We start from the raw sequence: 26091 nt of genomic DNA on the forward strand, positions 1-26091 counted from the left end.
AGAATCCCCCAAACGCCGAATTCGTCACCACGGCCTAGTATCGACGATGGGAACGGGCGTTATTTTTCTCCGTCTTCGAGCGCAGCCTTCATCATTTGGACAAATACCGCCTCAGCGATCTGACATCTCGATACGGCGTCGAATTCCAAAGGGTTTTTGAGGACCCAACGCCCGGCGGCTTGCATCTCGAGCGTGGACGGGACCATAGCCGCGATCGCGGCGGCGCTGATTGCGTCTTTGATTTCCTGCATTATTTCGTCGTCAAGGTCGTCGAAAGCGTCCCCAATTCCGTCCCGCCTAAGCAAGTCGTCCAAGATCGCCGCCGCAATCCGGTTGCGATATGCCGAACTCATTATTGGGGTCCTGGCTGCGGCCGCGAATTTCGATTGCGATATTCGCTAATCAAGGCGGCGGTTTCGAACCATTTCACGATCCGCTCCCTTGCTGCGATCCCCGAAATTGCGACCGCCAAGATGATTCTGTCTCCCGCAAGCATGGATGGCGAGCCGGCTCAAATCAATCATTTTAGCCGCACGTCAATCCGACCACGCCGCTGAGGCCCCGGCCTTGCCGGGCCGCTTCGCCGCCTTCCAATAGCGCCGACGTAGCTCGCGCGGCCTGCTCACGCGCGATTGTGGTCGATGCATCAATCAGCGACAAAAGACTAAATAAAACAGACTGTTAACGTAATTATGGCCGGATGCGAGATCCGGCCACAGTTGCGAGATAGCAGATCACTTCGATGCGAGACGAAATGATCTGGCTTATCTTTATCCGCGCAGAGTCGCTTTAGCGCGCTGCCACCAGCCAGACCGTTTCGGGCGCGCCGGATCCTGTTCCTCCGGCTTCGCGGCGCTCGGTTCTGGCGCTCTTTGAGCCTCGGCGACGCTCGCATCTGAAGCGCCCGCGGCATCGGAGGCCATTTCGGCCTGGCCGCTGCTTGACCTCTGCGCGCCTTCGTCCGCATTGGCCGCCTGTTGAATAGGAGCGGCCGTTGCGACATCGGCGGTGACTGTCGGCGCAGCCTCACTTGTCTGCGGCGCCGCAGCTGGCGGTTCTGCCGCGGCCGCCTCGATTTGCGGGGCAGCGGCCTCGGCCTCCCCAACTGTAGCAGTGCGGCGACGCGCACGCGGCGCTCGGCGAGCGCGTGGAGCAGCGGCTGGCGGAGACGCACTTTCAGCGCCGGCTTCCGCATCCGCCGAGACCTTCGTCGCCTCGGTTTCAAGCGCCAATTCCAGCGCGGATTCGCTGCCGGGCTCGGCTGCGGCGACCTGCGGGGCCTCGCGAACGCGGCGGCTTCGGCGCGGACGACGGGGTTCGACGGGTTCTGCGGCCGGAATCTCAACCGGAACTTCAGCAACCACCGGAGCAGCAGCCGAAACTACCGGAGCAGGCGCTGGGGCGACTTCAGCCTCAGCTTCGACTTCGATTGCGCTTGCATCCGCATCGACTACGAAGACTTCGGCTTCGGGATTTGCCGGCGGCTGCAATTCGCCGATTCTCGCGACCGCTTCCAATGCGTCATCAGGCGGCTGCGGCGCATTCGCCGCAATTCCCGAACCCTCGCGATCGCCGCCACGGCCGCGCCTACGTCTGCGTCTGCGCTTGCGGCGGTTTTCGGCGTCGCTTTCGCTCTCGCCCTCTCGGCGCTCAGCGCCTTCCTCCCGCGTTAGCTCATCCGACCCGGCATCGAACGAGCTTGTCTTGACCGGCGCATCGGTTTCGGCCTCGTCTTCGACATCGGTGGGAATGTCATCGAAATCAGCCTCGGGGGCGAAGCGCAAAGGCTCGCCGGAAGCATGGGCAAGCGGCTCGTGGCCGCCGGTGGCAAGCTCTCCGCGCTCCAATACGTAATAGGTGGCGCCAATCAAGCTATCATCGGCGGCGATCGTCACCGAAACGCCGAAACGCCGCTCCAGCTCGCGCAAATGCGCGCGCTTTTCGTTGAGGATGTAGAGCGCGACGACGGTTCTCGTTTTGACGACAAGATCGTAGCTCGCATTCTTGATCAAAGCGTCCTCAAGAACGCGCAACACATGCAGCGCGACCGAAGCGGTGGAGCGCAGCATCCCCGAGCCGCAGCAATGGGGGCAAATTTCCGTCGAGCCCTCGAGAACGCCGGTGCGGATGCGCTGACGCGACATTTCCAGCAGACCGAAATGCGAGATGCGGCCGACCTGAATGCGCGCGCGATCGTTCTTCAGCGCGTCCTTGAGACGCCGCTCGACAGCGCGATTATTGCGGCCTTCCTCCATATCGATGAAATCGATGACGATGAGGCCGGCAAGATCGCGCAGACGCAATTGCCGGGTGATCTCATCGGCCGCCTCGAGATTGGTCCGGAGCGCGGTATCTTCGATATTATGTTCGCGCGTCGAGCGTCCCGAGTTGACGTCGATCGCAACCAGAGCCTCGGTCTGATTGATGACGATATAGCCCCCTGATTTCAGGGTGACCTGATTGAGGAACATAGCGTCGAGTTGCGCTTCAGCGCCCGATTTTGCGAAAATTGGCTGCGGATCGCGATAGGCCTGCACATTCTTGATATGGCTTGGCATCAGCAAGCGCATGAAGTCCTTGGCCTCGCGGTAGCCGCTGTCGCCCGCGACCACGATCTCGTCGATTTCCTTGTTGTAGAGATCGCGAATGGCGCGCTTGATCAGCGAGCCTTCCTCGTAGACAAGCGTCGGAGCCGTCGATTTCAAGGTCGTTTCGCGCACGGTTTCCCACATGCGCAGCAGATACTCGAAATCGCGGTTGACTTCGCCTTTGGTGCGCGCCGCGCCGGCGGTGCGCAGGATGACGCCCATGCCTTCTGGAACCTCGAGCTCCTGAGCGATGGATTTCAGCCTTTGCCGATCCGTCGAATCGGTGATCTTGCGCGATATGCCGCCACCGCGCGCGGTGTTTGGCATCAGCACCGAATAACGACCGGCGAGCGACAAATAAGTCGTCAGCGCTGCGCCCTTATTGCCGCGCTCTTCCTTGACGACCTGAACCAGCAGCACTTGGCGGCGCTTGATGACCTCTTGAATCTTATATTGCTTGCGGTAGCGGTGGGGACGGGTCGGGACCTCCTCCATGGCGTCGCCGCCGAGCTGCTCGACGTGCTCTTCCTCGTCCTCGCCATCCTCATCGGCTTCATCGCGGCGATCCGGCGACCGCTGCTCGCTGGCGTCACTGGGGGCCGCGCCCTCAAGAACCTCGACCTCTTCGGCCCGTTCCTCAGTTGAGGCCTCTTGGCCGTTTTGTTGGCCTTCACGATCTGCGGAAGAGCGATGCTCCTGCTCGCGCTCGAAATCCTGTTCGCGCTGAACATCCGCATCAAATGCAAAGCTTGCCGAATCCGCCGCACCCGCATTCACGGCATCGACGAATTCGACCGTCTCGAGCGGCGCGGCGCGATCGACCTCTGCGGCATTCTCGCCAACAGCATAGTCACTCGAGCCAGCGCTCTCGCGCTCGGAAAATTCGTGAGCCGCCGACGGTTCCTGCGAGCCGGGCGCCGTCTCTGCGCCGGAGCCAGCCTCGGCGGCATCGTAAGGCTCGGAGATGGTTTCGCCGTCGCCGATGCGCTTCTCGGCTCGTCGGCCGTTGCGGTCGCCTCGCCGGAACCGGCGGCTGCGTCGCTGCGCCCGCGCGTCTTCGTCTTCTTCGTCGCGCTGCGCGTTCGCCTCGTCCTCGATCAGCGCCTGTCGATCGACCACGGGGATTTGGTAATAGTCGGGGTGAATTTCCGAGAAAGCCAGAAATCCGTGCCGGTTGCCGCCGTAATCGACGAACGCCGCCTGTAAAGAAGGTTCGACGCGCGTGACTTTAGCAAGATAAATATTGCCGCGAAGCTGTTTCTTGCTAGCGGATTCGAAATCGAATTCTTCGACGCGATTACCGCGAAGGACGACTACCCGCGTTTCTTCCGGGTGAGACGCGTCGATCAGCATTTTGTTGGGCATGGGAAACTCGTTCAGGCAGGACGCGCGCGGGGCCGCCGCCGCCGACAAAAGTCTGCAAACGAGACTTTGAGGCGTGGCGCAGCCGACACGAAAGCGCATCAGGCGTTGGATGGAAGGGTGAGGCGGAAGTAGAGGACGACGGGTTGCTAGTCGCGTCGGGGAAAGAATGGCGAAACCGCAGACTGCTCAGCAAGTCTGTAGCTGACTTGTCGTGTCGGCGACGCACGGAATTAGATCTTATACAGACGAGGATGCTGGCGCGTGCGGATGAGTCAACTGCCTCAGCACATTGTTTGACGGTCGCTGAATGACGCGTCGCCGCGAATGCCATATCCTACTTACCTACCAAAACGGCTTGTTCGGAACAAACCGTCGAAAACCAAACTCTAGATTGGTGAGGCCCGCGCCGATCATGAAGCCGGTGGCCTCTCTGCGCCTAAACGCCGACAACCAAACGACAAAAACCAAACCGGCCAAACCTGCGCCGCCAACGAACAACGCTTAAGGTTGTGCCGAACGCGAAGGCCAAGATCCGCAAGAACCTCGAATTTTCTGAGGGCCCCGATTATCGCGAATCTCTAAACCAGAGAAACAATATATGTTCATATCGGGTTCGGTAGCGGTTTGGCAAGTTTTTACTCACCTGTGTCTCCGCCGCTACGGACTCTCCGGGCATTTCTGCGATGGTTATCTCACGTTAACCTCGTTCGTTCTAGAAAGGCAGGATCAAGGGCGCGCATTCAGCCGACAATTGTCCGGCTGCAGCTTCGCGCGAGGCTTGAGGCGCATTGAATGCGTAAAGAATCGAATGCGTAAGGAAACGTAATGGTTTGCAAGACCGCCGCTTCGACGCTGATTGCCCTGGCGACTGGAATCGCGGCGCTGGCTCTTGCCGCATCGATATCGCTTGGGGAACTGAAAGCTGAAGAACGCGCCGTCCCCGCCGATCAGGCTCCAGCTCAGCCCGCGGCTGTCGACCAGACTCTTGCCGAGGCGGCGACCCTTGAAGACAGCGGCGACCAAGCCAGTCTTGTTTTCGAACTGTCGGCCTCGGTCGACGCCAGCGCCTTTGTAATGGCTAGTCCGGATCGCGTCATTGTCGATGCGCCGCAACTCCAGTTCTTGATCGATCCGGAAATCGGCAAGGCTTCGACGCCTCGGCGCCGCGCCGCCAACCCCGTCAAGTCGATCATTAAATCTGCGGGGCTCATCGCCTCGTTTCGCTTCGGCCAACTTGGGCCGGGACGCTCGCGCATCGTTATCGACCTTGGCGCGCCGGCGCGGATTGTTCGCGCGAGTTGCGAAAAAGGCGATGCGACGCGGAAGCCGCGTCTTGTTATCGAGCTCGCCAAGACGAATTCGGCACATTTCGCCGCCGACGCGCAGAACGCGCGCGCCGCCTTGGCCCCGCCGGCGCAAACGCGGATCGCGGATAAAATTCAGACGGCGGCCGGTAAGCCGATCGTCATGATCGACCCGGGTCATGGCGGAATCGACCGTGGCGCCGCCGTCAACGGGTTGATCGAGAAAGATTTGGTGCTCGATTTCGCCAAAGCTCTGGCTGCGAAACTAGAGACGGATGGGCGTTACCAGCCCGTCATGACGCGCGAGGACGACAGTTTTATTCCCCTTGGCGAACGAGTGAGGATGGCGCGCGATCGGAAAGTAGCGCTGTTCGTCTCGATTCATGCCGACACGCTGGCCGATGCGACGGATGTCTCCGGCGCGACGGTCTATACCGCTTCGGATCGCGCTTCAGACGCCGAAGCCGCGCGCGTCGCCGAGAAGGAAAACCAATCGGACGCCGCGGCGGGTCTTGATGGAACTGATGACGCCGGCAACGTCTCCGACATTCTGTATGATTTGACGAGACGCGAAACCCGCGCCTACAGCCACGTCTTCGCTCATACTTTGCTGAATTATTGGAAGGTGGCGGCGCGACTTAATAAGAATCCGCAGCGGTCGGCGGGTTTCCGGGTTCTGAAGGCGCCTGATGTGCCTTCAGTTCTGGTGGAGCTCGGCTATCTTTCCAACGAAAAAGACGATATCGCGCTGACTTCGCCAGATTGGCGCGACAAGGCGTCCAGCCGCATGGCCGAGGCCATCGAAGCATTTTTCGCCGCGCGAGGCGAGACGGCAATCTTTGCCCCCGAGGATAAGGATCAGGCGCCGGTTGGGACGATTCCAGACGCGCCTGCCGGCTCAGGATCTGCGCCGGATGACAATTTTTCGGCTGAAAAAGCAGCGTCGCCCGAGGCGTCCGCAGATTTGGCGACAAAAGCGAATTGAAGTGTGGGGCGATCGGATCTAACCGAGGCGGCGTCAATCGAAATAGCGAATTCGGTCTGGCGTCCGGCAGCTTGACAAACTATTAACACAAAAGCGCCGCAGGGATGAGCGATCAGCTTTGTCGTCGGCTTTGGGCGCCGAGCGCATTTGTTAATTTGGTTGCTGAAAAGGCCCGTTCGCATGCAGCTTATTGCCCGGTTACTCGGTTTTATTTTCGCCACTGGCGCGATTGTTTTTGTTGTCGCAGCTTGTGCGGCCGGACTGCTGGTCTGGAAATTCGAACAAGACCTCCCCGATTATACACAGCTCAAGAACTATGAGCCGAAAGTGATGACGCGCGTTCACGCCGGCGACGGCTCTCTCGTCGCCGAATATGCGCATGAACGGCGCCTCTATCTGCCCAGCGCCGCCATTCCAGCTCTCGTCAAAGACGCCTTCCTATCGGCTGAGGACAAGAATTTTTACTCCCATGCGGGCGTCGATCCAGAAGGCATCGTTCGCGCCTTCGTCGTGCTGGTCCAGGGCGGCAAAAGAGTTCAAGGCGCCTCGACCATTACACAGCAGGTCGCCAAGAATTTTCTGTTGACGAATGAGCGCTCCTTTGAACGCAAAATCAGAGAGGCTTTGCTGGCGTTTCGCATCGAGGGCGCCTATTCAAAGGATAAGATCCTCGAACTCTATCTGAACGAAATCTATCTCGGTCTTGGCAATTATGGCGTCGCTGCAGCGGCCCTGAATTACTTCGACAAGTCGGTGCACGAACTCACCATTGCGCAAGCAGCTTATCTCGCGGCTTTGCCGAAGGCACCTAATAATTATCATCCCTTCCTGAAACGGGAACGGGCGATCGAGCGGCGCAATTGGGTGATCGACCGTATGGTCGAGAACGGCTACGTCTCACGTGCGGATGGCGAGAAGGCCAAGGCCGAACCGCTTGGCGTCAACCCGCGCGTTCTCTCGCCGAATTCGATCGCCGCCGGATATTTCGCGGAAGAGGTCCGCCGCGAACTCGGCGAGCGCTATGGCGAAAAGAAGCTTTACGAGGGCGGCCTATCAGTCCGCACGACGCTCGATCCGAAAATGCAGCTTATGGCGCGCCGCGCTTTGGTTGACGGTCTCGTGCGCTACGATGAAGCGCATGGCTTTCGCGGACCGATGCGTCATATTGATATTAGCCAAGATTGGGGAGTTTCACTCGCCGACATTCCGATTCTCGGCGATGTCTCGCCTTGGCGTTTAGCTGTGATTATTGATGCGAATGAGACCGGCGCGCGAATAGGCCTGCAACCAAAACGAGAAAAATCCGGCGAAGTTGAGCGCGAGCGTGAATCAGGAACGCTCACCAATGTCGGCATGCATTGGACGCGAGGCGCTGGCGCGCGATCATCGCTTGGGCCCGGCGACGTCGTCTATGTTGAGCCGATCGACGGCAAGCCCGGCCAGTATAGGCTGCGCCAGATCCCCGAAGTCAGCGGCGCCATCATCGCGATGGATCCCTATACCGGCCGCGTCTTTGCGATGGTCGGCGGGTTCTCCTTCGATCAATCCGAGTTCAACCGCGCGACGCAGGCTCTGCGTCAGCCGGGCTCCTCCTTCAAGCCTTTCGTCTACGCAACAGCGCTCGATAATGGCTATACGCCATCCTCGATCGTGCTTGATGCGCCAATCGAAATCGATCAGGGCGCCGGCCTTGGCGTTTGGCGGCCGGAGAATTTCGAAGGCAAGTCGAGCGGTCCGCATACTTTGCGCTATGGCGTCGAGCATTCGATCAACCAGATGACCGTCCGGCTCGCCCGCGATGTCGGAATGCCGCTGATTGTGGAATACGCCAAGCGTTTTGGCATTTATGACGATCTGCCGCCATTTCTGTCCATGTCGCTCGGCTCAGGCGAGACGACCTTGCTCCGCATGACGACCGCCTATTCGATGCTGGCCAATGGCGGCAAGAGGATCAAGGCGACCCTCATCGACCGCATCCAGGATCGCTGGGGCCATACGCTCTACCGCCATGACGAGCGCACATGCGAAGGTTGCGACGCCGCGAAGTGGGAGAACCAGCCGGAGCCGAAACTGATCGACAATCGCGAGCAGGTGCTGGATCCGCTTACCGCCTATCAGATCACCTCGATCATGGAAGGCGTGATCCAGCGCGGAACCGGGCAGGCGATCAGGGAGGTCGGCAAACATTTGGCGGGCAAAACCGGCACGACCAACGAGGCCAAGGATCTGTGGTTCGTCGGCTATTCGCCCGACCTCGCCGTCGGCGTTTTCATGGGTTACGACCAGCCGCGGTCGCTGGGCGATTCAGCGCAAGCCGCGCAATACACAGCGCCGATTTTCCGCGATTTCATGAAGATGGCGCTGAAAGACAAGCCCGACGTGCCGTTTCGCGTACCGCCGGGGATCAAGCTGATCTCGGTCGACGCAAAGTCCGGCATGCGCTCGAGCGGCTCCGGCACCATACTCGAGGCGTTCAAGCCCGGCACGGCGCCGCCCGATTCTTACGCCGCAAGCGAGTCAAGCCCGCGCGCGCAAGCCGTCAATCCTGACGCGGACCGGCTTGTGGGAACTGGGACGGGAGGCTTGTATTAAGCTCCCCTCCGCCAGCGTCTCTCATGGCTGACTTGAGGGCTTGGACGAATAACGGCCCTTAACGTCTTCTATGTCCTCAAGCATCCGCTTCATATCCCGAATGGCCTTTTCTTCCTTATGGGTCAACGGGCGATCGGGGTGAAAATGGTCGAGCAATACGGCGAGCGCGTCCTCGATCCGGCCAATCTGCTTGCCGTAGCTCGCGACCTCGGAGATGACTTTTTCCTCAACCTTCGGGTCTGAGGATTTTCCCATATTGACGCTGATGAGGCTGAACTGGTCGCCGATTGAACTGAGAAATCCGGTGAGCCAGCTAAAAGATTGGGTGACGTCGCCCGAGAGTGGCAGCTTGAAGTCCGGCATGGCGTTCTCCATGAAGCAGACGAACATTGTAGAATGGCCAGCGGGGACGGCAAAATCTTCGTCCACCTCGACGCGAGGGCGCGCGGTGTCCCGACCGCCCATTTACACGGAAAGCCAGCGTCTCTATCTATAGTATAACCTGTTGCGGCGCTTCCGTCGCCTTCCCCCATTCAGAGAGCTTTAAAAATGCGCGCCGAAGCCGAAGCGTTGGTTCTAGCCATCAAGCAATCCATGGGATTGCTGAGGAGGCATCTTTGACGTCGATACTGCTGGCCGGCGGCTCGCCGAACTGAACGCCAAAGTCGAAGATCCGAATCTTTGGGACGATACGGAGGCCGCGCAGAAAATCATGCGCGAGCGCACCGAAATCGAAGACAGACTTGGCTCGATCCATCGCTTTCAAAGCGAGCTTGAGGACGCTGTCACCCTGGTCGAATTGGCCGAGGCGGAGGAGGATGCGGCGACCGAAAGGGAAGCGATAGATCAGCTGAAAGCGCTGAAGATCGAGGCGGAGCGGCGGCAAATCGAGGCGCTGCTCTCCGGCGAGGTTGATGGCAATGATACATATATCGAGGTTCATTCCGGCGCTGGCGGCACGGAGAGTTGTGATTGGGCGCGCATGCTATTTCGCATGTATGCCCGCTGGGGCGAGCGGCATAAGTTCAAGGTCGAGATCATCGAGGAGACCGCTGGCGACGAGGCTGGCCTGAAGTCGGGCACCCTGGTCGTCAAGGGCCATAACGCCCATGGCTGGGCGAAGACCGAATCCGGAGTGCACCGCCTGGTGCGGATTTCGCCGTTCGATTCCAATGCTCGCCGCCATACGAGCTTCGCTTCTGTCTGGGTTTACCCGGTGATCGACGACAAGATCGATATCGACGTCAAGGAAAGCGATTGCCGGATCGACACCTATCGTTCATCGGGTGCGGGCGGTCAGCACGTCAACACCACTGATTCCGCAGTGCGCATTACGCATATTCCGTCGGGCATCGTCGTCGCCTGCCAGGGTGAGCGTTCGCAGCATAAGAACCGGGCGACCGCCTGGAACATGCTGCGCGCACGCCTATACGAGCAGGAGATCGAGCGCCGCGAGGCGGAGTCGAACGCCACCGAAGCGACGAAAACCGAAATCGGCTGGGGCCATCAAATCCGCTCCTACGTGCTGCAACCCTATCAATTGGTCAAAGATCTGCGCACCGGCGCGACATCGGCGACGCCCGACGACGTTCTCGATGGCGACCTCGATAATTTTATGGAAGCCGCGCTGGCGCAAAGAGTCTCGGGCGGCGCTGCGCTCGTCGTCGAGGACGTCGACTAGAGCAGACGGGAGCGATTGTGCAGCTTGCGTGCGGCGATCCCAATTAGGTCGAATAGCCCGCAAGCCCCAAACTCGCGTCGCATTTTAATGTTCTTTCAGAAGTCTCACCACCGAGGCCTTGCATATGCCGCGCGCAAACGAAAAAATCTTCAATGTGCCAAAGGTGGTGATGGGGCTCGTCGGCGTTCTCGTCCTCATCCAGGCGGTATGCGATCTCGTCTCGCCGGAAAGCCAACTCAATATCATCCGACGCTTTGCTTTCGTGCCCGGGCGTTTCACCTTCGCCTTCGATCCGGATCGGGTCTCCGCGGCCTATAACGCGATTGCCCAAACCGATGAGACGAGCGCCCAGATCGGCCGCTTTTTCCTCGGCGATGGCGAGCCGCAATGGTGGACGCCGCTTACCTATGCGTTTTTGCATGGCGGCTGGGCGCATGTCGGATTGAACTGCCTTTGGCTTGTCGCTTTCGGCTCAGCCGTGGCGCGCCGGTTCGGAACCGCGCGCTTTCTGGTTTTTTGCGCAATCTCCGCCGTTGCCGGCGCCTTCATGCATTTTCTGACTCATATGAGCGATTTGCAGCCGGTCATCGGCGCATCGGCGGTGGTCTCCGCCGCCATGGCCGCAGTGGTGCGGTTCGCCTTTCAACCCGGCGCGCCGCTTGGCGCCGCGCTGGGATTTGGGGATCGATCGGGCGGCGATCATGTCTATCGCCAACCGGCGTTGCCTCTGCGGGAAGTTTTCTCCAATCGCTCTGCGATAGGTTTCCTCGGTTTCTGGTTTCTCGCCAATTTCTTGTTTGGCGTGTTCCCGAGCGCGGCGGGAATTGCCGGTGCGAGCATCGCCTGGGAGGCTCACATCGGGGGCTTTCTGCTTGGTTTTCTGGCGTTTCGATGGTTCGATCCGCCGTCTCATTTCGTCGAGCGCGACCAAAAGCCCGGCTCGCCGATCACTCGAATCTAAAGCGGCTTCGGACGCCATGTTCGAACTCAGTAATACGGTCGTATCGCTAGATACGGTAGCCCACGTCATTCAGGTGGCTTTGACGCCGGTCTTTCTGTTAAGCGGCGTGGCGACGCTGCTCGGCGTTTTCTCAACCCGCCTTGGCCGCGTGTCCGATCGGGTCGATCGTTTATCCGAAGCCGCTGAGACCGCGGCGCCCGAGGAAGCGGCGCGTTTATCTGTTCAGCTTGAATATCTGCGCCGCCGATCTCTGGATTTAGACGTTGCGGTCTTGCTTGGCGCAGTGGGCGGCGGCGCAACCTGCGCCGCGACGCTAACGCTATTCGTTGGAGCCTTGCGCAATGCGGCCGCCGCATCGATCTTATTTACGCTTTTTGGGGTCGCCGTTCTGTGCACGCTTGGCGCGCTGACCGCATTTGTGACCGAGATGTTGATGGCGGGTAAGGGCTTGCGCATCCGAGCCGCCCACTGCGAGGAATCGTTCGCGCGCAGTCAACGCGGCGGCGCCAACCCCTGAGTCGATCGTGGTTGCACGCGCTCGCCAGCGCTTGGCGCCATCAGCTAAGGATGCGTCGGCGCCGCTGCGGCTTCATCAATGGACGTTTGAAGATTGCAATGATTTCAACATGGGGCGAATGGCGAAACTGGTCGATCGGCTCGACCTGCGCCAGCTCATAGCCCCCCGCGCAAAGGATTGCCGCATCGCGCGCGAAAGTCTGCACGTTGCAGGATACTGCGACGACAAGCGGGACCACTGAGCCCGCAAGAGCGCGCGCCTGCTGCTCGGCGCCCGCGCGCGGCGGATCGAAGACTACCGCGTCGAAAACGGCCAGTTCCGCCGGTCCAAGCGGACGGCGGAAAAGATCGCGCGTCTCGACGCTTACTGGGCGCAACCCTTCAACATGCGACGCTTTGGCGAGAGCCTCAAGGGCCGGCTCCTCGAAATCAAAGGCCTGAACCCGCGCGAATTCCGCTAAACGCAAGGAGAGCGTGCCAACTCCGGCAAAGAGATCGGCGATCCGGTGGGCGCCGGCGAGCGCATTGCGAACTCTCGCCGCGAGCGCCGCCTCGCCGGCCTCCGTCGCCTGTAGAAAAGCGCCCGGCGGCAGGGCGACCATCGCCCGGCCCATCGCGACGAAAGTAGGTCGCTGGAGAGTCACGATCGCGCCGTGGTTTGAAAGGCGCGCGAGATTTTGCCTCAGCGCAAGCCTTACCAGCCTTTTTGTCTCGTCTTCGTTCAGCGCCCCATGACCTTTGAGATCGACGTCGAGACCTGACGTTGTTGCGGTGACAAGAATGTCTAGCGGCTTCCGGAACTCGCCAGAACCTGCGCCAAAGCTCCAGCGATCGCCGGAGCCTCGCGCATCGAGGGGGCCAGCAGCGGACAATCTTCAATCTCGATGATTTTGTGCGAGCGGGCTTCCATGAATCCGGTGACTGCATTCCCCGTCTCATCAGTTCGCGCGTGGAAAGTTGCGCGGCGGCGCCCCTCGCCATGCGCGTCGATGAGAGGCGCAATCTTGGCGGCGAGGCCTGCATGCTGCAACGCCTCTGCGAGAAGGCTCTCCTTCCAATGTGCGTAAGGCGCTTGCGCCAGGGTTTGAACCGCGCAGCCGCCGCAGATTGAAAAATAACGGCAAAAAGGCGCGATGCGATCCGGGCTCGCGACGGCGATCTCGACCAATTTTCCGCGAGAGCCGTCGACTTCGGCGATAATCGTTTCGCCCGCCAAGGCGTAGGGTACGAAAATCCCGCCGTCCGGTCCTCGCACGACGCCTTCGCCGCGCTGTCCGAGCCGCTCGATTTGAAGCCGGGCGTTGAGGCTGATCATAACTTTGTAGCGCCGATGAGAAATTCGCGATTGCCGTCGCCGCCTTCAATTGGGGAGGCGATGAGGCCGTCGATCCCCCAACCGAGCGATTGGATCAGATCCCTGATTTTGGCGCAGACTTTGTCGTGAACGGCCGGGTCCTTGACGATGCCTTTGACAACATGGCTAGGGCCCGCTTCGAACTGAGGCTTGATCAAAGCGACAAGTTTTGCGTCTGACGCGGCAAGCAAAAGCACCGGCGGAAGAACCAAGGTCAGCGAAATAAAGCTCACATCGAAGGTTATGAACTTCGGCGGCTCCGGCAGAGAGTCAGGCGCAAAACTTCGTGCGTCGGTCGCCTTCATATGATGTCACGCGCGGGTCGCGGGCGAGATCAGGATGCAATTGGCCACGCCCGACATCGATTGCGACGATTTGGCGAGCGCCTCGGCTCAAAAGCACATGGGTGAAGCCTCCCGTTGAGGCGCCGACATCGAGACAGGCGAGCCCCATCGGATTGAAACCGAACGCATCCAGCGCCGCCGCGAGCTTTACGCCGCCGCGCGAGACCCAAGGGTAGGGCGCCGCGGCCTCAATCTGCGTCGAGGGACTGATTGCCTCGGAGGCTCTGCGCAAAACTTTGCCGTCGGCGCGCACAAGGCCAGCCGCGATCGCTTCTTGCGCCTTGGCGCGGCTCGCGAAGAATTTTCTGTCGACAAGCGCGAGGTCGGCGCGTTGGCGCGAACCGATGCCTGTTTCGGACATATCGGAAGGCTTTGGCGTTGGACGCATGAGGCGGTCTCGCAACCTCGTCGGAGAGACGGATGTTTGGTAGGTCAGCGGCGGATTTCTATCGCCATCGCGCCAGGCGGTCTTGTTCGCGCCGCGGGCCGGCCCAGCCGTCGAGTCTGCGGCCACCAATTCGGATCAGCCTACCAGATCCGCTCCGCCTTACGCGATCCGGCTGTTCAATGCATCACTATCGCGGCCAAGGGTGGCTAGAACCTTGGCGACGATGCCTTTGGCGTCAAGACCCGCCTGCGCATAGAGCTTTTCCGGCTTGTCATGGTCAAGGAAAAGATCCGGCATGACCATGGACCTGAATTTCAGCGCACGCGCGCCGCAACCGTCGAACACGCCTTCCTCGGAAAGCTTTTGCATCACAAAAGAGCCAAATCCGCCAACCGAGCCTTCCTCGATGGTGATCAGCACTTCATGATTGGCGGCGAGACGCATCAGCAAATCGACATCGAGCGGCTTAGCGAAACGCGCATCGGCGACCGTTGTCGAAACCCCATAGGCGGCGAGATCTTCCGCCGCCTTCAGCACCTCCGCGAGACGGGCGCCGAACGAGAGAATGGCGACCTTATTGCCTTCTCGCAGGATGCGGCCGCGGCCGATTTCCAGCGGCTTTCCTTCAAGCGGCATGTCGACGCCGACGCCTTCGCCGCGGGGATAGCGCAGGGCGATTGGACCGGCGTCATAGGCCGCAGCGGTCGCGACCATATGCACGAGTTCAGCCTCGTCGGCCGCCGCCATTAGAACCATGTTCGGCAAAACGCCGAGGAACGCGATATCGAAAGAGCCGGCATGGGTCGCGCCATCCGCTCCGACAAGGCCGGCTCGGTCGATCGCAAAGCGCACCGGTAAATTCTGGATTGCCACGTCGTGGACGACCTGATCATAGCCGCGCTGAAGGAATGTCGAATAAATGGCGCAGAACGGCTTATAGCCTTCGGTCGCAAGGCCGGCCGCGAAAGTGACTGCGTGCTGTTCGGCGATGCCGACGTCGAAGGTGCGCTCCGGGAAGGATTTCTGGAAGATATCGAGCCCGGTGCCCCCCGGCATGGCGGCGGTGATCGCGACGATCTTGTCGTCCCGTGTCGCTTCTTTGACCAAAGCTTCAGCGAAAACAGTCGTGTAGACCGGCGCGTTCGGCTTCGGCTTTACTTGCTTGCCGGTGACTACGTCAAATGTATTGACGGCATGATATTTGTCGCTGGTGGCTTCGGCCGGGCCGTAACCCTTGCCTTTCTGCGTCACGACATGGACGAGAATCGGCCCGGTAGCCTTGAAATCGCGAACGTTTTTCAAGACGGGCAGAAGATGGTCGAGATTATGGCCATCGATAGGACCGACATAATAGAAGCCGAGTTCTTCGAACATCGTGCCGCCGGCCCAGAAGTTGCGGGCGAATTCCTCCGTTTTGCGCGCCCTGTCATAGACGAAGCGCGGCAATAGACGGCCAAGTTGTTTCGCCGCCTCGCGGACGGAGCGATAGGCGCCGCCGGACACGAGCCGGGCGAGATAGGAGGAAAGCGCGCCAGCGGGCGGCGCGATCGACATTTCATTGTCATTCAGGATGACGATGAGGCGGGAATGCATCGCGCCGGCGTTGTTCATCGCCTCATAGGCCATGCCTGCCGACATCGCGCCATCGCCGATCACGGCAACGACATTGCCTTGCTGGCCAGATAGCGTATTCGCGACCGCCATGCCGAGTCCGGCCGAGATTGAGGTCGAGGAATGCGCCGCGCCAAATGGATCAAATTCGCTTTCGGACCGCTTGGTGAAGCCTGACAGACCGCCGCCGCGGCGCAAGGTCCGGATCCGGTCGCGCCGCCCCGTCAGTATTTTGTGCGGGTAGGCCTGATGCCCGACGTCCCAGATGATCCGGTCCCGGGGCGTATCAAAGACGTAATGCAGAGCGACCGTGAGCTCTACGACGCCGAGGCCCGCGCCAAGATGGCCTCCCGTAACCGACACGGCGTCGATCGTCTCAGTGCGCAGTTCGTTGGCGACCTGGGTGAGGTCCGCCTCCGTCAGCCGACGCAAATCGGCGGGGGAGCCGATCGCGTCGAGCAGGGGGGTCTTCGAAGAAGTAGTCACGGGCGCCTCATCTCATGTCGGTCCGGAAGCTCGGGGTACGCGCTAAATGCCAATTTGCTTCAAGATGGGAAAACCCAGTCTATTTTCGCCTTGCCATCCTCTCCCAAAGGTGAATAACGGACAATTTTCGGCGCGGCAACGCAGACTGCCCTCAAATCAGCCATTTACCGGTCAGGCGCGACCTTTGGGTCACAGATGCGACAAAAAGGAAGCCTGGCGATCCAGGGCCGAGCGGGAGCGAAGCAAAGGCGCAAAACGGCATCAAAAATCTCAATAAGTCATGGCAACTTATTGTTATAATGTTATTATTCGTTAACATGGTCGGATCCCACTCGCGCTGACAGGACTATTTGCTCATGTCGATCAACAATGCGGGGCCGCCGGCCGAGGCTTCGAACCGCACCCGAGCCGAGACGGGGCGCCTGCGGCATCGCTGGGGCTGGATCATGGCTTTTGGCGGTCTCAGCGCCGCCCTTGGCGTCATCGCGCTCCTTCTTGTCATTTCCGCGACGATCGCCTCCGTCTACGCCATTGCGATTTTCATGATCATTGTGGGCGCTGCGGAAATCGCGATAGGTTTGAGCGCGCAAACTTGGGTCCGCTTCTTTCTGTGGATAATCGGAGGCGCGCTCTACATGGTCGTCGCGTCTTTGGCTCTTGCCCAGCCTTTGCTCGCGGCGGCGATTTTCACCTTGGCGCTGGGCGTGGGGATGCTGGCGGTCGGCGCGATGAGGATTTATTTCGCGACGCGGCTCAATTCCGCCGAGCGAAGCCCCGTTCTTTTCGCGGCCGTGGTCACCGCGCTTGTCGGCCTTGTCATTGTTCTCGGCTGGCCCGCCAACAGCGTCGTCATTCTCGGAATTCTTCTCGCCCTCGACCTCCTGTTTTGGGGCGTCGGCTGGATCAGTTTCGGCTGGAGACTACGCCGCCTCGCATAACGCAGTTTTTCTGAACTCGACCGCCTTTCATTGGTTCATAGCCTGGAACATCGCCGGACGTTCGCGTCGCGCAGCACTCGCAGAGGACCAAAAATGGTCAAATGGGTTTATACTTTCGGCGATGGTCGGGCCGAGGGGTCGAGCAAATTGAGCGCTCTGCTCGGCGGTAAAGGCGCAAATCTGGCCGAAATGGCGAGTCTTGGTCTGCCGGTTCCGCCCGGATTCACGATCACAACCGAGGCCTGCACTTATTTTTATGAGAATCAAAAGCGCTTTCCGCCTCAACTCGTCGCCGATGTGGAGAACTCGCTGACTCACATTGGCCGCTTGACTGGCGAGGCCTTCGGCGACGACAGCAACCCGCTGCTCGTGTCGGTGAGATCCGGCGCGCGGGCCTCGATGCCCGGCATGATGGATACAGTCCTCAATCTCGGTCTCAACGACGTCACCGTCAAAGCCTTGGCCAATAACTCCGGCGATGAGCGTTTCGCCTATGATTCTTATCGGCGCTTCATCCAGATGTATTCGAACGTCGTGCTTGGCATCTCTCATCATCATTTTGAGGATGCTCTGGAATATTACAAGGAAAGCAAACGCCTAGAGCTTGATACGGATCTTGACGCTCAAGATTGGCGGACGTTGATCATCGCCTTCAAAGCCAAGGTCGCGGAGGCGACGGGAAAGCCTTTTCCGCAATCTCCGCAGGAGCAATTATGGGGGGCTATCGGAGCCGTTTTCGGCTCCTGGCTCAATCCTCGCGCGATTACCTATCGGCGCATTCACGCCATCCCCGAAAGCTGGGGCACAGCCGTCACTGTCCAGGCGATGGTTTTCGGCAATATGGGCGCGACTTCGGCGACAGGGGTCGCCTTCACCCGCAATCCGTCGACCGGCGCGAAGGAGCTTTACGGCGAATTCTTGCTCAATGCGCAAGGCGAAGACGTAGTCGCCGGGATCAGAACGCCGCAAAATATCACCGAAGCGGCGCGCTTGGCGGCGGGGTCGCGCATGCCCTCGATGGAGACCGCGCTTCCGGGAGTCTTCGCCGAGTTCACGCGGACGAAGGATCTGCTCGAAAAGCATTATCGCGACATGCAGGACATGGAGTTCACAGTCGAAAATGGCAAATTATGGATGCTGCAGACTCGCACCGGCAAACGCACAAGTCTTGCGGCGATCCGCATCGCCGTTGACATGATGCATGAGGGTTTGATCAGCAAGGAAGAAGCTATTGGGCGCATTGATCCAGCCTCGCTCGAGCAGCTCCTGCATCCAGCGCTCGATCCCGACGCGCCGCGACGCGTGGTGGCGACCGGTCTGCCGGCCTCTCCTGGCGCTGCGAGCGGCGAGATCGCGTTCACGGCGAATGAGGCGGAGCAACTCAAAAATATGGGACGCAAGGTCATCCTCGTGCGCATCGAGACCAGCCCCGAAGACATCCACGGCATGCATGCTGCGGAAGGCATACTGACGACGCGGGGCGGCATGACTTCACATGCGGCGGTGGTTGCGCGCGGCATGGGCAAGCCATGCGTATCGGGCGCTGGGGCTATCCGGATCGACTACGCCAATGCGACGATGACGACGAACGGCTTCACTTTCCATAAGGGTGACATGCTGACCATCGACGGGGCGACCGGGCAAGTTATTCAGGGAATGGTTGAAATGCGCCAGCCCGAGCTCTCGGGCGAATTCGCCATCCTCATGCAATGGGCCGATGATGCCCGCCGTATGGAAGTGCGCGCCAACGCCGAGACGCTGCAGGACGCTCGCGCCGCGCGCAAGTTCGGCGCTGAAGGCATCGGCCTTTGCCGCACCGAGCATATGTTTTTTGAGGGCGACCGCGTGACGGCCGTGCGCGAAATGATTCTCGCCGACGACGAAGCGGGCAGGCGCGCCGCATTGGCGAAACTGCTGCCGATGCAGCGCGGCGATTTCGTTGAGCTGTTCGAGATCATGGCCGGCCTGCCGGTGACAATCCGGCTGCTTGATCCTCCGCTACATGAATTTTTGCCGCAAACCGAGGCGGAAATCGCCGAGGTGGCGGAGGCGATGGGCGTTTCGACGGATAGGATTTTGCGCCGCGCGAATGAATTGCGTGAAGTCAATCCGATGCTGGGCTTTCGCGGTTGCAGATTGGCGATCGCCTATCCTGAGATCGCCGAGATGCAGGCCCGCGCCATTTTTGAGGCGGCCGTCGCCATCAAACGCAATACAGGCGCTCTGGTGCAGCCGGAAATCATGGCGCCTCTGATTATCTGCAAGGCGGAGTTCGATTTGATCAAGGCGCGCGTCGACGCGATGGCGATCGCTGTTGCCGGGGAAACCGGCGAGACGATTCCCTATACGGTCGGCGCTATGATCGAAACGCCGCGCGCCAGCCTGCGCGCGGGCGAAATTGCAAGAAGCGCCGAGTTCTTCTCATTTGGAACGAACGACCTGACGCAAACCTGCATGGCGTTGTCGCGCGACGATGCGGGGTCGTTTCTTGGCCGCTATGTCGCCCAGGGCATCCTGCCCGCCGATCCTTTTGTCACGATCGATCAGGACGGCGTTGGCGAACTCGTCGAGATTGGCGCCGAACGCAGTCGCAAGACGCGGCCGAACATCAAGTTGGGGATCTGCGGCGAACATGGCGGCGACCCGGCTTCGATCGCGTTCTGCGACAAATTCGGTCTCGATTACGTTTCCTGCTCGCCCTTCCGAGTCCCGATCGCAAGGCTTGCCGCGGCGCAGGCGGCATTGGCGCGGAGAGCTGCGAGTAAATAGCAGAGGCTAGGCAGTAGTGACGAATTACCTGAGCATGATAGCAATAGCGGCGAGCAATACGAAGCCTCGGTAGTTTGCGAGGAGCTTGTCGTATCGGGTTGCGACGCGCCGGAACTGCTTCAGTTTATTGAAGAAACGCTCGACGAGATTGCGCTCCTTGTAGAGCGCCTTGTCGTAGGGGAGCGGCGCGCGGCGATTGGATTTTGATGGGATCACCGGCTCAGCCTCACGCATAAGAACAGCCTTGCGCAAGTGATTGGCGTCATAACCTTTATCGGCGATGATCGCATCGGCCGCAAAGCCTTCGATCAGGGCGTGCGCTTTTGTGATGTCGTTGCGCTGCCCAGGTCCGAGAAGGAGCCGAACGGGGTTGCCGAGTGCGTCTGTCGCGGCGTGGATTTTGGTGCTCAAACCACCGCGAGAGCGGCCCAGGCCTTGGGCATCCGCCCCCCTTTGGCGATCCTTGCGCCGGCCGCGTGCTGATGGGCGCGCACGATTGTTGAGTCGATCATCAGCCATTCGAGATCGGCCTCGGCGGTGAATGCCTCAAGAAATCCGTCCAAGGCGCCGCGCTCGATCCAGCGATAGTAGCGGCGTTTCACCGCCTGATGGTCGCCGAAGCGTTCGGGCAGATCGCGCCAGCGGCCGCCCGAGCGGGCCATCCATAACAGCGCGTCGACGAAGCGTCGATTGTCGCAGCGCGGCCCGCGCTGGCCGGCTCTTCCGCCTGGCACAAGATCACAAAGCCGCTCCCATTGATCGTCTCGCAGCGCATCGACATCCCGAATCATCAAGGCTGATCTCCAAAAATCAGCCTTGAATCATGGAAAGATCCTCGCGAGAATCCCCCAAACGCCGAATTCGTCACCACGGCCTAGGGCCCAGACCCATAAAATGGTTGGCGTGACAGGCGGATTGTGATTCACAGCTTCCGAAAGGAAGCGACTATGAATCGGGATCAATTCTGGCTGACGGACGCGCAGTTCGCGAAGATCGCGCCGCATCTTCCCACGGACACGCGCGGCAAGGCGCGCGTCGATGATCGCCGGGTGATCAGCGGGATCATTCATGTGCTGAAATCTGGCGGACGCTGGATTGACGCGCCGCTGGAGTACGGGCCAAAGAAGACTCTCTACAATCGCTACGTTCGCTGGGCTGCTAAGGGCGTTTGGATCGATCTGTTCCACGCGCTTGCGCAAGCAGGCGGGCCGCCGGCGCAGGTCCTCATCGACTCCTCGGCGGTCAAGGCGCATCGCTCGGCCAGTGGCGGCAAAGGGGGGAGAAGAATCAGGCCATCGGCCGTTCGCGCGGCGGGCGCACAACCAAAATCCACGCATTGACCGATGCGGACTGCCGCCCGCTGTCTTTCATGCTCACCGGCGGCCAAATCGCCGATTGCTCGGCGGGCGCGGAGCTTATCGCGCGACTTCCTCCTTGCGAAATCCTCCATGGCGACAAGGGCTACGACGCAAATGCGATCCGTCGGCAGGTCGAGGAGCGCGGAGCTATGCCGAATATCCCGCCCAAGGCCAATCGCAGGTGGAAGAACTGCTTCTCGCCCTTCCTCTATCGAAACCGCAACGCCATCGAACGCATGTTCTGCCGCCTGAAAGACTTCAGGCGCGTGGCTACCCGCTACGACCGAAACGCCATAAACTTCCTCGCGACAGTCTGCATCGCCGCTACCGTTTGCTACTGGTTGTGAGTCTGGACCCTAGAGGAGGGCGGGTCTTTAGGACGAAGGTCCGCTATTCTCACGTCAATTCAGTTTGTCGAACCATTCGTCAAGAAAATCACGGTGCAAACTTGCGAAATCCTCCATGGCGACAAGGGCTACGACGCAAATGCGATCCGTCGGCAGGTCGAGGAGCGCGGAGCTATGCCGAATATCCCGCCCAAGGCCAATCGCAGGTGGAAGAACTGCTTCTCGCCCTTCCTCTATCGAAACCGCAACGCCATCGAACGCATGTTCTGCCGCCTGAAAGACTTCAGGCGCGTGGCTACCCGCTACGACCGAAACGCCATAAACTTCCTCGCGACAGTCTGCATCGCCGCTACCGTTTGCTACTGGTTGTGAGTCTGGACCCTAGAGGAGGGCGGGTCTTTAGGACGAAGGTCCGCTATTCTCACGTCAATTCAGTTTGTCGAACCATTCGTCAAGAAAATCACGGTGCAAATAGAACCAGTCGAGAGGGGCGCCCTCTCGGATCAGGAAATATTTGTTGGCGACAAGAAGCTGATCGAGCTCCGCAGAAGGAGTTTCTACCCCGATGCAGTTGAATTTCCATTTGTCGAAGGGAAACTCTTTCAGGATTTCATATTCAGCTCCCTCAACATCGAAGCTGAAATAGTCGATCGTTTGGGGAGCATTCCATTTCGTCAAAACATCGTCGAGCGTAATCGTTTCGACGAGATAGCTTTTCTGGACAGCTGCGAAATCGGGAGCCTTGAACTGCGATTCCGCGCCATCAACATCTTCTATGATAGATAGAAGCGTATTGCCGTCGGCAGCTTCCGGGTTGATGGCGACCTGGCCCTTATCGAGAATTTCGAGCAGCCGCACCGTTTTGCGGCAGCCTGCGACAGCGGCCTGTTCGCATTTGGCGTTAGGGCGATTCTTTACCATTGAGTGAAACGCGGCGGTCGGCTCAACGAGAATGCCGGACCAGTCGAAATAGGTCTCCAAAATCAACGTGTTGGACAGATACCGACCGTCGCCGCCGCCGATTTCGAGGAAGAATCCCTCTCTTTTCCGGCGGAAGATTTTCTCAACTACAAACTCGTCCTGGCCACATTGACTGACCCAATGAATTTGGGAACGGTGGCGTTTGAGAAAGTCGACAATGGAGCGCGTCGCGATGTCCACGAATTTTCTATATTTAAGCGACATCGCACTAACGCCGACATTAGTGGGCGTCGGCGGCGTCGGCAGCGCTTTTGCCGTCAATTGCGCGCGCAGGTCCGAGCTCGGTCGACTCGATGTTATTTCAGGACTCGGACGCGGTTTCATGCAGTAAACCAAGCTTGTGTAGAGACGCACATCGTGACAATGTTGAGACAAGGCGTAAATCAAGAATTATTGATCAAACCGGATAAATGAATGCGATTCAATATCGTAACGCCCATCCTCAATGGCGAGAAATTCATTAACGAGACTATTTTGAGCGTAGTGACCCAATCGGGTCCATTTTCGATCCGGTACCATGTTCAAGATGGCGGATCAACGGATTCAACAATCAATTTATTGAAAGCGTGGCAGGCCCGTCTTGCGAACGACTTTCCAATTAGTTGCAAGGGGATTGAGTTTTCTTTTGCTAGCGAACCCGATCATGGGCTCTACGATGCCGTCAATCGCGGCGTTTCCTATTGCGGCGACGCGGATGCGATGACCTGGATCAACGCCGATGATCGTTTCGAACCCGGAGCTTTCGCGACAGTAGACGCGATTCTAAAAAATAATCCGAATATTGATTGGTTGACTGGACGCCCTACGGTCATCACTGAAAAAGGTGAATCTCTGTGGATTTCGCCTGTCGTTGCTTTTCCGCGGAAGGCCATAGCGGCTGGAATTTTTGACGGTCGATTCGCTCGGCCATATATCCAGCAAGAGGGCACGTTTTGGCGTCCGAAATTATGGAAGCAGGCCGGAGGTCTTGACACCGCTTTCCGCCTTGCGGGCGATTTCGACCTTTGGAGACGCTTTGCAAAGCAGACCGACCTTGTGATGGTCGATTCCATTCTCGGATGTTTTCGGATGCGCTGCGGCCAGCTTTCCGAGGACAGATCCTCCTATCATGCCGAAATCGACGGTTCGATGGATGATGGAGCAAAAAAAATCCGCAGCAGAGCATCCCGCATGTATCGAAGGTCGCAATTTTGCTATCCGGTCATGTTCCGTCACTACGGCAGCGATTGGGCTCATGAAAACTGGCCGATGAGCGTCGCCCCTTGGTTCGGAGGCGCCGGTTTCAAAATGGAGCATATGCGACTGCGGGTCTTGAATTGTCTCAGCGGATTACCCGACTGAAGACAGCGGCTCCGCCGGCTTGCGTTTCTGCGGGAGCAGCAAAAGGCGATCGATCAGGTTGCGATCTTGAAGCAGCGCCATGCGCTCTTTGGGGTGCAGCCACGATAGCGCCTCATCGATCGTTTCAGCTTCGTTGAGCTTGGCTTCGGCAAGCGCCCATTCTGGCGAAATGTCGCCATTTCTGAGGCGTTGCCCGCGCGGCAGCCAAGCAAGGTGCAAAGCCGAAAATTTAGGATCGCCATAAAGAGCGGCGAGTCCGCTCTGCTCTTGCGCAGCTTCGCTCCCGATCATTTGCGCCAGATCATTCGCGTGCTCAACCAATGGAGGCTTCGATTGCTCTTCCGGCGTGACCAGAAGGCCGGCGCGGCGGAAGGCGAGGCCGACGTTCAGAAGTCCGGTCGACCAGGACAGCAAAATCGCGAGAAGGAGGCCGAGAATAGTCGGCGACATCCATGCAACAAGCGATGGAGCGATCGAGAAGCCAGCGATCAGGGTGATGAAACCCATGGCGACATGGCTTCGATGGCGTCGCACGATGGCCCTCAATGGAATAGATCCGTCATCGCGTCTCTGGGGGTTCCATCCGGTGTCGAAGCCGAATGCAAAGTGCATGACGTGACCGGCTTGGATCAGCATCATGCTCGGCGCGAGCAGCGCCGACATGATGATTTCGAAAACCGTCGACAGCACAAGCCTGACCGCGCCGCCGCAGCCGCGCCGCGTGCGGCCCTGAAGCAAGGCCAGCAGCAGGCCGAATAGTTTCGGCAGCAGCAGAATGACCATGGTCAGCGTGAAAAGCTCAAGCGACCGCGCGGCGTCGAAACGCGGCCATGCTGGAAACAGCGTGAAGTCGCTCGAAAAATATTCCGGCCTGATATAGCTCGCCTGCAAGACGAGCGCGATGCCGACGAACAATTGCAGCATCCAGAGCGGCGAAGCCACATAGGCCATAATGCCGGTGACGAAATGCTGCCGCGAGGCGAGATGCAGGCCCTTGGTCGTCAAGATGCGCAAATGTTGAAGATTGCCCTGACACCAGCGACGGTCGCGCGCCGAGAGATCGATGAGCGACGGCGGGCTTTCCTCGAAGCTGCCGGCGAGGGTCGGCAGCATGTAGACGCTGTAACCGGCGCGCAACATCAAGGCCGCCTCGACGAAATCATGACTGAGGATATGGCCGCCGAAGGGAGGCCGCCCCCGCAGAACAGGCAGGCCGCAATGGGCGGCGAAGGCTTTGGTGCGAATGATCGCGTTATGGCCCCAATAATTGCCTTCACGGCCCATCCAGACAGAAACCCCGGCGGCAATCACGGGGCCATAGATCCTGGCTGCGAACTGCTGCACGCGGGCGAACAGCGTGTTGCGATTGATGATCAGAGGCAAGGTCTGAATGATGCCGGCGTCGGGATCAGCCTCCATCGTCGCCCCCAGAGCGACGATCGTTTGGCCGGTCATCAGGCTATCGGCGTCGAGCACCACCATATGCGCGTATCGGCCGCCCCAACGGGTGACGAAGTCCTCTATATTGCCAGCCTTGCGGTGGGTGTTTTTCGGCCGGTGTCGGTAGAAGATCCGCGCGTCTTGCCCAAGCCGGCGCCGGATCGCGATGAAAGCTTGCTCCTCGGCGATGAATACGTCCGGGTCCGTCGTGTCCGACAGGAAAAACCAATCGAAGGACTGGCCAAGGCCAGAGGCTGAGACATCCTCGAACATTGCTTGCAGAGCGGCAAAAATCCGCGCTGGGGCCTCGTTATAGATCGGCATGACGATGGCGGTTCGCTCGCGCAGCGAAGCGGGCAGCGCCGGCGGCTTTGGAGCCAAGAATAAAAGCCAAAAAAATCCGGCGATGGCGCTCGTGAAGGCGAGCGCGATCCAAGAGAAATTGGTGACGAAGAGGAGCACCAGCGCCCATTCGAGCGGCGTGACCCCGCCGACCGCCACGACTTCATACATCTGATAGGCGCCATAGGCGGTTACGGCGAAGCCGCCGCCAAACACCAATAGTCGCGCCAGCAAAGTCCCGAAAAAGCGGTGGCGGCGACTGTTTCCACGGACCTCCTTGCGGCTGAACCGCGACAAACTCTGTGTCGGCATCTCCAGCGGCGACTCGGGCGGCGTGCAAGGGAAAACATCGGCTCCGGCGGGCGCAAAATCGGTCGAGTGCAGCTGCATCACAACTGGC

General features: G+C 59.6%; 17 protein-coding genes and 3 pseudogenes. 10 read left to right on the top strand and 10 right to left on the bottom strand.

All coding sequences use genetic code 11. The features are described from left to right. Positions 1 to 59: 59 nt before the first annotated feature. Both WDN46_13765 and WDN46_13770 read right to left on the bottom strand, forming a co-directional pair. Complete coding sequence (locus WDN46_13765) at positions 60 to 353, bottom strand: hypothetical protein (protein ID MEJ0094457.1); 294 nt, start codon at positions 351 to 353, stop codon at positions 60 to 62. 417 nt (positions 354 to 770) lie between these two features. Beyond that, positions 771 to 3953, bottom strand: a complete 3183-nt coding sequence (locus WDN46_13770; protein MEJ0094458.1) for an Rne/Rng family ribonuclease — start codon at positions 3951 to 3953, stop codon at positions 771 to 773. An 825-nt stretch (positions 3954 to 4778) separates the two neighbouring features. On the opposite strand from WDN46_13770, the gene WDN46_13775 reads away from it, so the two are divergent. Together WDN46_13775 and WDN46_13780 are read left to right on the top strand one after the other, a co-directional pair. Beyond that, the gene (locus WDN46_13775; protein ID MEJ0094459.1) at positions 4779 to 6242 is read left to right on the top strand and encodes an N-acetylmuramoyl-L-alanine amidase; all 1464 of its coding nucleotides are present in this window, start codon (positions 4779 to 4781) and stop codon (positions 6240 to 6242) included. 180 nt (positions 6243 to 6422) lie between these two features. Continuing rightward, positions 6423 to 8834, top strand: coding sequence for a penicillin-binding protein 1A (locus WDN46_13780; GenBank protein ID MEJ0094460.1), 2412 nt, complete (start codon positions 6423 to 6425; stop codon positions 8832 to 8834). A gap of 21 nt (positions 8835 to 8855) precedes the next feature. Here WDN46_13780 and WDN46_13785 read toward each other — a convergent pair whose 3' ends face one another. Next, positions 8856 to 9263 (bottom strand): hypothetical protein, encoded by a 408-nt coding sequence (locus WDN46_13785; protein MEJ0094461.1) that lies wholly within the window; start codon positions 9261 to 9263, stop codon positions 8856 to 8858. A 120-nt stretch (positions 9264 to 9383) separates the two neighbouring features. On the opposite strand from WDN46_13785, the gene prfB reads away from it, so the two are divergent. The 3 genes from prfB (at position 9384) to WDN46_13800 (ending at position 11993) form a co-directional block, all read left to right on the top strand. Beyond that, positions 9384 to 10515, top strand: a protein-coding gene (gene prfB / locus WDN46_13790) for a peptide chain release factor 2 (protein MEJ0094462.1) whose coding sequence is annotated in 2 segments (ribosomal slippage) — positions 9384 to 9452 and positions 9454 to 10515 — 1131 coding nt in all. Because the reading frame shifts where the segments join, the coding sequence is not laid out codon by codon here. A gap of 124 nt (positions 10516 to 10639) precedes the next feature. Beyond that, complete coding sequence (locus WDN46_13795) at positions 10640 to 11476, top strand: rhomboid family intramembrane serine protease (GenBank protein MEJ0094463.1); 837 nt, start codon at positions 10640 to 10642, stop codon at positions 11474 to 11476. 16 nt (positions 11477 to 11492) lie between these two features. Then, a complete protein-coding gene (locus WDN46_13800) occupies positions 11493 to 11993 on the top strand; it encodes a DUF2721 domain-containing protein (GenBank protein ID MEJ0094464.1) in 501 nt (166 codons plus the stop codon). A gap of 40 nt (positions 11994 to 12033) precedes the next feature. Here WDN46_13800 and WDN46_13805 read toward each other — a convergent pair whose 3' ends face one another. The 4 genes and pseudogenes from WDN46_13805 to dxs all read right to left on the bottom strand — a co-directional run bounded on the left by WDN46_13805 (position 12034) and on the right by dxs (position 16175). Beyond that, positions 12034 to 12864, bottom strand: a complete 831-nt coding sequence (locus tag WDN46_13805; protein ID MEJ0094465.1) for a hypothetical protein — start codon at positions 12862 to 12864, stop codon at positions 12034 to 12036. After that, on the bottom strand, positions 12777 to 13307 hold the full coding sequence (locus WDN46_13810; GenBank protein MEJ0094466.1) for a hypothetical protein: 531 nt from the start codon (positions 13305 to 13307) through the stop codon (positions 12777 to 12779). Before WDN46_13810 ends, WDN46_13805 begins: the two co-directional genes overlap by 88 nt. Further along, a pseudogene (locus tag WDN46_13815) lies at positions 13304 to 14051 on the bottom strand (TlyA family RNA methyltransferase). The gene WDN46_13810 and the pseudogene WDN46_13815 overlap by 4 nt, the downstream one beginning before the upstream one ends. Before the next feature lie 186 nt (positions 14052 to 14237). Then, positions 14238 to 16175, bottom strand: coding sequence for a 1-deoxy-D-xylulose-5-phosphate synthase (gene dxs, locus WDN46_13820; protein ID MEJ0094467.1), 1938 nt, complete (start codon positions 16173 to 16175; stop codon positions 14238 to 14240). A gap of 356 nt (positions 16176 to 16531) precedes the next feature. Between dxs and WDN46_13825 the strand changes: the two genes are divergently transcribed. Together WDN46_13825 and ppdK are read left to right on the top strand one after the other, a co-directional pair. Beyond that, entirely contained in the window at positions 16532 to 17113 is a 582-nt protein-coding gene (locus tag WDN46_13825; protein ID MEJ0094468.1) for a DUF308 domain-containing protein, read from the top strand. A 93-nt stretch (positions 17114 to 17206) separates the two neighbouring features. Further along, positions 17207 to 19882 carry a pyruvate, phosphate dikinase gene (gene ppdK, locus WDN46_13830; GenBank protein MEJ0094469.1) on the top strand — a complete coding sequence of 892 codons (2676 nt, stop codon included), beginning with the start codon at positions 17207 to 17209 and terminating at the stop codon, positions 19880 to 19882. Between the two features lie 24 nt (positions 19883 to 19906). Here the strand turns inward: ppdK and WDN46_13835 are convergent. Further along, positions 19907 to 20673: pseudogene (locus WDN46_13835) on the bottom strand (IS5 family transposase). 156 nt (positions 20674 to 20829) lie between these two features. Here WDN46_13835 and WDN46_13840 point away from each other — a divergent pair. Next, positions 20830 to 21587, top strand: a protein-coding gene (locus tag WDN46_13840; GenBank protein MEJ0094470.1) for an IS5 family transposase whose coding sequence is annotated in 2 segments (ribosomal slippage) — positions 20830 to 21169 and positions 21169 to 21587 — 759 coding nt in all. Because the reading frame shifts where the segments join, the coding sequence is not laid out codon by codon here. Positions 21588 to 21692: 105 nt separating this feature from the next. Continuing rightward, positions 21693 to 21959 (top strand): annotated as a pseudogene (locus WDN46_13845) (transposase). Positions 21960 to 22013: 54 nt separating this feature from the next. Here the strand turns inward: WDN46_13845 and WDN46_13850 are convergent. Next, positions 22014 to 22772 carry an FkbM family methyltransferase gene (locus WDN46_13850; protein MEJ0094471.1) on the bottom strand — a complete coding sequence of 253 codons (759 nt, stop codon included), beginning with the start codon at positions 22770 to 22772 and terminating at the stop codon, positions 22014 to 22016. A gap of 210 nt (positions 22773 to 22982) precedes the next feature. Between WDN46_13850 and WDN46_13855 the strand changes: the two genes are divergently transcribed. Continuing rightward, positions 22983 to 23909, top strand: a complete 927-nt coding sequence (locus tag WDN46_13855) for a glycosyltransferase (GenBank protein MEJ0094472.1) — start codon at positions 22983 to 22985, stop codon at positions 23907 to 23909. Here WDN46_13855 and mdoH read toward each other — a convergent pair. Then, entirely contained in the window at positions 23898 to 26081 is a 2184-nt protein-coding gene (gene mdoH, locus WDN46_13860) for a glucans biosynthesis glucosyltransferase MdoH (protein MEJ0094473.1), read from the bottom strand. The genes WDN46_13855 and mdoH overlap by 12 nt on opposite strands. Between the last annotated feature and the right edge of the window lie 10 nt (positions 26082 to 26091).

The organism is Methylocella sp., from assembly GCA_037200525.1.
GTDB lineage: Bacteria > Pseudomonadota > Alphaproteobacteria > Rhizobiales > Beijerinckiaceae > Methylocapsa.

Coding starts and splice junctions, on each gene's coding strand:
- WDN46_13765 (MEJ0094457.1), bottom strand. CDS start 353: ATGAGTTCGGCATATCGCAACCGGATTGCGGCGGCGATCTTGGACGAC.
- WDN46_13770 (MEJ0094458.1), bottom strand. CDS start 3,953: ATGCCCAACAAAATGCTGATCGACGCGTCTCACCCGGAAGAAACGCGG.
- WDN46_13775 (MEJ0094459.1), top strand. CDS start 4,779: ATGGTTTGCAAGACCGCCGCTTCGACGCTGATTGCCCTGGCGACTGGA.
- WDN46_13780 (MEJ0094460.1), top strand. CDS start 6,423: ATGCAGCTTATTGCCCGGTTACTCGGTTTTATTTTCGCCACTGGCGCG.
- WDN46_13795 (MEJ0094463.1), top strand. CDS start 10,640: ATGCCGCGCGCAAACGAAAAAATCTTCAATGTGCCAAAGGTGGTGATG.
- WDN46_13800 (MEJ0094464.1), top strand. CDS start 11,493: ATGTTCGAACTCAGTAATACGGTCGTATCGCTAGATACGGTAGCCCAC.
- WDN46_13810 (MEJ0094466.1), bottom strand. CDS start 13,307: ATGATCAGCCTCAACGCCCGGCTTCAAATCGAGCGGCTCGGACAGCGC.
- WDN46_13825 (MEJ0094468.1), top strand. CDS start 16,532: ATGTCGATCAACAATGCGGGGCCGCCGGCCGAGGCTTCGAACCGCACC.
- ppdK (MEJ0094469.1), top strand. CDS start 17,207: ATGGTCAAATGGGTTTATACTTTCGGCGATGGTCGGGCCGAGGGGTCG.
- WDN46_13850 (MEJ0094471.1), bottom strand. CDS start 22,772: ATGTCGCTTAAATATAGAAAATTCGTGGACATCGCGACGCGCTCCATT.
- WDN46_13855 (MEJ0094472.1), top strand. CDS start 22,983: ATGCGATTCAATATCGTAACGCCCATCCTCAATGGCGAGAAATTCATT.
- mdoH (MEJ0094473.1), bottom strand. CDS start 26,081: ATGCAGCTGCACTCGACCGATTTTGCGCCCGCCGGAGCCGATGTTTTC.